We start from the raw sequence: 7558 nt of genomic DNA on the forward strand, positions 1-7558 counted from the left end.
TACCTCCGATGGCCCGCCCGGCTACCTATCTAGGCGGCGTGCGCTACCTCGTAAGGTGGCTGGTCCTAGGCCTATTGGTCGGCGTTGCGACCGGCCTAGCCGACTTGGCCTTCTACTATGTGTTGAAGTTCTTCGAGGGAGTTTTCCTGGTGGGCCTCGTCGGCTTCTCGACGTCCGACGTCTGGCCTAGCGCGAGTAGGTATTACCTCTTGCCTGCCTCGGCCGCGCTGGGAGGCGCCCTGGCCTCTCTGGTCATATACTCCCTAGCCCCCGAGGCCGAGGGCTCCGGCACGGATTTCGTTATTAGAGCCTACCACGAGCTTCAGGGGAGGATCAGATGGAGGGTCGCGCCTGTCAAGATCGTGGCGACGGCGCTGACTATAGGCTCGGGAGGTAGCGGAGGCGCCGAAGGGCCTGCCGCACAGTACTCGGCTAGCCTCAGCTCCTTTATCTCCGACATACTCAAACTATCGCCGGAGGACCGGAAGGTCATGGTGGCCGCGGGCATGGGGGCCGGGATCGGGGCCATCTTCAAGGCGCCTCTAGGGGGCGCGTTGCTGGCCGCGGAGGTCCTCCGGAGAGGGGGCTTCGAGGCGAGAGTGGTGTACCCGGCCCTAGTGGCGTCGGCCGCAAGCTACGCCGTCTTCGGAGGCTTCACCGGCTACACGCCCCTCCTGGGGCTCTACGCGGGGTCCCCTAGGCCTACCGATTTCGCAGTCTACGCGGCCCTGGGCCTCGTCGCCGGGCTTGCTGCGATAGCGTACGTCGGGGCGCTCCGCCTGGCCCGCCGGGCGTTCGGCGCGGTGAGGGCGAGATACGTGAGGCCCGTAGCCGGTATGGCGGTCGCCGGCTCGATAGCGTTGCTGGCGCCCCAAGTCGCCGGGGAGGGACTCGCGTGGGTGCGCCTGGCGGGGGCGGGCGAACTCGACAAGCTCTATTCGCCGGTCCTGCCAACTGTAGCGCTCCTCGCGCTCCTCCCAGTACTCAAGATACTGGCGACGGCGGCTACCGTCGGGTCCGGCGGGAGCGGCGGCCTGTTCGCGCCGGCGATCTTCATCGGGGCGTTCATCGGCGTGGACACGTGGCTCCTAGTACACTACATTGCCCCGTCCGCGTCGCTCCAGGTAACGCCCTTCGTGGTCGTAGGGGTCGCGGCTGTGCTGGCGGCCGCGACAAAGACCCCGCTGTCGGCCACGGCCATGGCCGTGGAGATGACCGGCGGCGTCCAGCTACTCCCAGCCGTCATGATAGCGGTCGCCGTTTCATACGCCGTTTCCTGGAACTACGCGATATTCGACGCGCCGGCGGACAGCTCCCTGTCACGTGAACCCCGGACCGAGACGATGCTTACACCTGAGAGGGTTTATGGTAGTAGAGTATACGGTGTAGAATTAGACGATGAAGCTCTCGCTAGGGTCTCTGAGAGAAGATCCAATGAAGATCATTAAAGCAGCTTGGTTAAGGGTTTGTTTTAGATTGATCCCTACGCTCGTGATACCATATTAGTGGTGTGAATGAGGCTTCCGAGAATTTTAACTTACAGGGGTTCAATGTTCGTGTACCTTGTATTAAAAGTGTTATCAGGTGTGATTACAAGTATTATGCCTGGAGATCACATCGTTATACCAACGATACATGGTTTTAAATTGGTTCTGCCGAAGCGTGGTTACGCATCTGGTGCGAGACCCCTGACTATAATGTTTGGGGTCGTGGAACCTCAGTGGCGAAGGTACTTCACGACTTTAATAGGCAAAGCTAGGGTATTCGTAGATGTTGGTGCTGCATCCGACATCTACTACACTCTCTTAGCAACGAGATTGAATAAGGATGTGATCGTATTAGCTCTAGAGCCTTCACCGACAGAGTACAAATATTCAGTCCACAACGTGAAAATAAACAAGGTGACGGATAGAGTTCTGTGTCTCAACATGGGCTTATCTGATCACATAGAAGAGACCATTATGGAAGGTAGAAGAGTGATGTTCGTGAGACTCGATGATCTTGTCAGTAAGTTGAATCTCGAAAGCGTTGATATAATCAAGGTAGATGTCGAGGGGGCAGGAGCGTTGGTTATTAAAGGCGCCGAGAAGGCTATCGAGAAACATAAACCCATAATATTCTTCGAGGTCCACAACAAATCAGAGGAAGATACTATAAAAGAGCTTGCCAAGAGAGGCTATAAGGTCATCAGAGAACCCGGGGAGATGTACGTACTAGTACCCGTTAACACCCATAGATAAAGGGTAGAATGGCAGGTATAATGATGGAAGTAATGTGCATAACACTAATCCGTCATCCTATGGTTGACGACGTATCACACGCTGCGTGCGGCACGCAGAGTTCTCAGGGGTGGGGAGATCATCGTGATTTCAACCCCCAAAGCTGGCAAGCTTGGTTAACAGGTTGGCTTTACTACTCGGATACCAACCTTACAACGCTGAGGTATCCACCGAGATAGTAGTGGGTGTACCTTGGAGAGCGAGGACGTTCTCCAAGCCTAGCGGGCACACGAAGCCCTTAGCGTTTAGAGCTCTAAGAGGGCTACTCCAATACCGCGGCTTCAAAGTAGTCAAGGTGAGTGTACCTTCAGAAGTAGAACTTGGGGAGCTAGCACACCTAGACAAGCTATTTTCAAAAATACCATCACTAGCAAGGAGAATCGTAGTATTAGCGAGGAAATGAAGATAGTCCACGTAGCGCCCTTCTACCACCCCGTGGTCGGCGGTGTCGAGGACGTGGTTAAGCACGTAGCCGAGTACATGGCCGGCAGAGGCCACGAGGTCTATGTGGTGACTTACAATAGGCTTAGGGTGGGCGGCATCGGCTCGCTGCCTAGAGAGGAGGTTATAAACGGCGTCAAGGTAATCAGGCTTAAGCCAGCTATAACATGGAGCCACGGCTCGTACAGCCCGGAACTACCCCAAGTCATAAAGGCGCTAAAGCCCGACATAGTCCACGTACACGTCTGGAGGCACCCACACGTGTTCCAAGTAGCCAAGCTAAGGTGGGAAATGGGGTTCAAAGCGGTACTACACGGCCACGCACCATTCCACAAACTCGACCAACTAGGCGTAACCACCTGGGCGTACCACAGGCTGGCGGACACGTTTGGCAGAAACTACCTGAGGACCTACGACAAGTACATAGCGCTGACGAGGCACGAAGCAAGCATTGTTAAGGGACTAGGCCTCGATGAAGGGAAGATAGAGGTCATACCAAACGGCGTGGAGGAGGACAGATGCAACGTTAATAGTAGCGCCAAGGATGAGAACCGGATCCTCTACCTGGGTAGGATAAGCAGGTCGAAGAACATAACCCTACTCCTCAAGGCGATGAAGTACGTGATCAGGGAGGTGAGGGACGCTAAGCTAACCCTCGCCGGGCCAGACGAAGTCCTAATCCACGGCATGCTAAACTATGCAGAGAGACACGGCATAAGCGTGCAGTACTTGGGCGAGGTAGGTGAGGAACTGAAACACAGACTATACCTTGAAAGCGCGGTCTACGCACTGCCATCGCTGTACGAGCCGTTTGGAATAACGCTACTTGAGGCTGGGATCCACGGAACACCATCAATAATAACGGGGAACGGTGGGCAAGTAGAAGCCTCACCACCAAATCTGGCGAGCCTATGGGCGGAGCCCAAGCCAGAGAAGTACGGAGAAGCCATAACCACACTACTAACCGACGAGGAACTAAGGAAGAGGCTCGACGTTCAAGCCAGGGAATGGGCGCAAAAACACGTGTGGAACAAAATACTACCCAAATACGAGAAGCTCTACAGCGAGTTATTGCCATGAAGATAGTCCACGTCCACCACCACTACTGGCCCGTTGTCGGCGGCTTGGAGAATGTGGTTAAGGCGCTGGCCGAGGGCATGGCTAGGCTAGGCCACGAGGTTCACGTGATAACAAGCACCTATGGTTCTGAGGGTAGGCCTAGGGAGGAGGTTATTAGCGGTGTGCATATTCACAGGGTTAAGTCTACTAAACTTGGATACCCAGATTTAACATACCCTATCGAAGTTCCAAGAAGTGTTTTGAGAGATGCTGACGTTGCGCACGGCCACAGTCAAAACAGCCTCTTTACTGTGAAGTTGATCGAGGAGGCTAAGAAACTTAATGTTATAACAGCGATGCACTTCATGGCCGTTGACGCTTTGAGAGATCACCCGAGTGCTTTGATTAGACTACTAGGCCCGTTATACTCTGATACCATGCTTAAGAGAGCTTTGAGCTCTACTGACATCCGTTTAGCTCGTAGTCTCAGGGACAAGGAGTTAATTGAGAGTAAATTCGGTGTAAACGTTGAGTACGTACCAGATGGGGTACCAAAGTGGTTCATAGAGCATGATTATGCAGGAAAATCGTTTAGACAAAAATACGGCGTAGACGGTGACTATGTGCTCTACATTGGTAGGCTTCACCCGTTGAAGGGTATCGACGTGTTGCTTAGGGCTATGCGCATAGTTGTTAGTAAAGTGGACCTCAGGTTGGTCATCGCAGGGCCTGGCGATAGAAGGCCTTACGTAGAGCTAGCGCGTAGTCTAGGCGTGGACAAATACGTGCTCTTCCCGGGCTTCGTTAGCGAGGAGGATAAGGTAGGGGCTATAGACGGGTCGGTATGTGTTGTCCTACCTAGCATAAGTGATTACGTTGAGGTCTACCCAATGGTTATATCAGAGGCTTGGGCGAGATCCAAGCCTGTTATAGCCTCCTCGGTTGGGGGTATACCCTATAGGGTTAAGCACATGGTCAATGGACTCCTGGTACCGCCTAGAGACCCCAAAGCGCTTGCTGAAGCTATGATGGCATTAGTGCAAGATAGGGAGTTAAGTGTAAGGTTGGGGATGGAGGAGCGAGATCGCAGTTAGAGTTGTTTATGATGTATGGATAGCACTAAGAGTGTTGAGGATTTTGTCAACAGTGATCCTAATATCTCTACTTACCAAGAGGAAAGTTATTTTAAGGGGCCTTATAGACGGCATAAAACTAGGCTTAAAGTTACGCAAGAAATATCCCAAGTTTGACGAATTGAAGAAACAAAAACACAGAGAACCACGTATAAACATTCTTTGGAGATTCAGCTCAATACCACTGATCGTACGCGCGTTCATTAGATTTGGTAAGAAGACATCGCATGCCTTGTACCTACTAGTATCAAGATATTACACATTAGAACAAAATATGTTCTGGAACAGAGGTCTTGGATAGAAAAGGGCAAACCTCCCTTGGTTAACATGTTTAACGACCTAGAAGAGAGCTATTAAGACAAGAGTGATTTTTATTTGGATGAACAATAATAGCATGCGGATTCGTTGAGTCAACTCTTGCCTTGCCGAAGAGTGTTTTTACCTGGTCTAGAAAACTTGTAAACGTATATTGGAACTCGCAGTTTCACGTATTTAACGACAATTAATTGGTTTGTATACGAGGTCTGTCAACTTGACCGTGTATCTATCCCTAGTAGCGAGGCCCGGTAGTATCCGCCTTACATCGCTTAGTAGATTAATTTTGATGTATGGCGCACAATACAGATTTAGCGGGCCCACCGTATGTGACAACTTTTTACCTAGCTCTATCCCGTCTCTCACCGCCTTATAAAGGGTTTTGTCTCTGAAGTAGTTCGATAACAACCGTCTTAACAATTGAAGCCACTTTATGTGCGAATACTTTGTCTTAGTAATATATAATCGAGCCACGAATCCTCTTAATTCATAATATGCGCCTACCGATCCCTTTGTAGTTGAGCTTACGAAATGAATGCCGGAATCTACGGGAATGTACTTTACTCTGTACCCCCTGTTCCATAATATTAATCCAAGCAAGTTATCATCTAGGTATAGGAATGTTTCTTCGATGAAGGGCTTGCCGCCCGGCATCACGCTGGAAATAATGTTTGTTTTGACCACCATATAGGCGCCGTTAGCATAAGACACGTAGTGCTCCCTATGAACTTGAGGACACTCCTCTCTTAATAAGCCCCAGCAGACATCACCAGCACCCGACTTTTCACTAATCCAGCCTCCCGCCGAAGATATCGTTTTTCCGTCTCCCTGGTATATTAGTCCGTTCGCTGCCGCCACCTTCTCGTCACCCTCCATATGCTCTATTATTTTCCTTAGCGAGTCTGGTTCTGCGATTAGGTCGTTGTTTATGAACGCGATGTACCTGACACCGGGATCCCTTGCGCTCCAACCAACGTTCATACCACCGGCGTAGCCCAGGTTCCTATTGTTGCGGACGAGTTTAACTCTAACGTTGCTTGGTTTGTGCTCCTCAACATACCTCCTAATAGTCTCGAAACTACCGTCCGTGGATGCGTTATCAACAATAATGACCTCAAAACCGTCAAAGTCCAGGTTAAGCACCGAGTCAATGGACTTCAGGGCGATATCTATGAACCTCATGCTGTTATAATTAAGCCAAACCAGGGATGCCTTAACCATTAAGACCCCCGATTAATGGGTCCTTTAAATGCATTATTCTGCCGTCACTTAATGGTTGTAAAGCTTAAAATAGTGAGTGATCCACTGCCTTAACGGCATTACTTACCATGTTTAGCTCTTTCCTGAAGAGTCGGGGTCTCTTTAGGGATCGACTTAGTGTCGGTATTAGAACGCTTCGCCAAGTATCAAACCAACCCCCACAACCCTACCCTCATACCCATAACTCGGGTAAGCCATGAGTTTCTTGATGTGCTGCGGAAACAGTGAGACCTTTATCTTTATTTCAGAGACTATATTCTAGGGTTATTGCCGTGAGGCAATTCGTAAAGCCGAAAAACTTAGCAAATCGGTTTGGAGTGTGAGGTTTCTTGAGGATTATTTTTGTTACATGGGCCATAGGTGTTGCTGGCGGTGTCAGAGCCATATTTAAGGTAGCCGATGGTCTACTTGACAAAGGGTACAGGGTAAGTATACTAGCTCTTGGAGGCGATCATTCATGGACCGGTTTAAGGACGCCGATCTATTATGTTCCTCTACCCAGTAGATTGAGAACACTCTTCACTTTTTATAGAATACTAAGAGGGAAATTTGGTAAAAAAATACACAGCTCTCAGTATTGAAGACTTCTCGAAGAAACTAGGTTTTCACGCTGATCTAATTAGGCTATTGGCCGAAAATTTACCTGAAGCTGATGCCTATATTGCTACACGATTCCCTACCGCTCCGGAGCCGCCGAGACCGTAGTCTTTCGGCCTATGAGCCTTAAAGGAGAGGTCAGCCACCCTAATAGGCTTTACAATTTCTTTTAGGGAAGCCGAAAGTCTCGGTAATCGACAGAGCAAACTCGTACCGGCTAAGCCTAGGGCTGGCCCCGTGGAGGAAGCCCTATATACCCTTTTTCAATATCTTCGCACGATTTCGGCGATTAGGGTGTTTAGGGTCGGAGAGTCTCACTAGTCGTCCACACCCCTCACCTCTTCCAGGACAGCCTCTCCACGCCACCCGGCCGAAGTTCTGTCTGCCGGGACCAGAGTCATGTATTCGAGTCACCCTCCCCACGTGGCTACCCCCTACATCGAAAAGGTAGGGACCTATTCTAGCTGATGCGAG

At 50.7% G+C, this 7558-nt stretch carries 8 protein-coding genes; 6 read left to right on the forward strand and 2 right to left on the reverse strand.

Annotated elements, in window-relative coordinates; all coding sequences use genetic code 11:
* The 6 genes from ACP5KC_RS07570 to ACP5KC_RS07595 all read left to right on the forward strand — a co-directional run.
* Positions 1–1448: chloride channel protein (locus ACP5KC_RS07570; RefSeq protein ID WP_428287144.1), on the forward strand; the 1448-nt coding region annotated here is incomplete at its 5' end.
* A 66-nt stretch (positions 1449–1514) separates the two neighbouring features.
* Complete coding sequence (locus ACP5KC_RS07575; protein WP_428287145.1) at positions 1515–2240, forward strand: FkbM family methyltransferase; 726 nt, start codon at positions 1515–1517, stop codon at positions 2238–2240.
* Between the two features lie 151 nt (positions 2241–2391).
* Positions 2392–2682, forward strand: coding sequence for a hypothetical protein (locus tag ACP5KC_RS07580; protein WP_428287146.1), 291 nt, complete (start codon positions 2392–2394; stop codon positions 2680–2682).
* Complete coding sequence (locus tag ACP5KC_RS07585) at positions 2679–3800, forward strand: glycosyltransferase family 4 protein (RefSeq protein WP_428287147.1); 1122 nt, start codon at positions 2679–2681, stop codon at positions 3798–3800. Before ACP5KC_RS07580 ends, ACP5KC_RS07585 begins: the two co-directional genes overlap by 4 nt.
* Positions 3746–4873 (forward strand): glycosyltransferase family 4 protein, encoded by a 1128-nt coding sequence (locus ACP5KC_RS07590; protein ID WP_428287148.1) that lies wholly within the window; start codon positions 3746–3748, stop codon positions 4871–4873. The genes ACP5KC_RS07585 and ACP5KC_RS07590 overlap by 55 nt, the downstream gene beginning before the upstream one ends.
* Before the next feature lie 43 nt (positions 4874–4916).
* The gene (locus ACP5KC_RS07595; protein ID WP_428287149.1) at positions 4917–5213 is read left to right on the forward strand and encodes a hypothetical protein; all 297 of its coding nucleotides are present in this window, start codon (positions 4917–4919) and stop codon (positions 5211–5213) included.
* Between the two features lie 191 nt (positions 5214–5404).
* Here the strand turns inward: ACP5KC_RS07595 and ACP5KC_RS07600 are convergent, their stop codons facing one another.
* Together ACP5KC_RS07600 and ACP5KC_RS07605 are read right to left on the reverse strand one after the other, a co-directional pair.
* Positions 5405–6448, reverse strand: coding sequence for a glycosyltransferase (locus tag ACP5KC_RS07600; protein ID WP_428287150.1), 1044 nt, complete (start codon positions 6446–6448; stop codon positions 5405–5407).
* Positions 6449–7333: 885 nt separating this feature from the next.
* Positions 7334–7558: hypothetical protein (locus tag ACP5KC_RS07605; RefSeq protein WP_428287151.1), on the reverse strand; the 225-nt coding region annotated here is incomplete at its 5' end.

Origin of the sequence: Infirmifilum sp. (genome assembly GCF_049970975.1) — an archaeon.
Taxonomy (GTDB): Archaea; Thermoproteota; Thermoprotei; order Thermofilales; family Thermofilaceae; genus Thermofilum; species Thermofilum uzonense.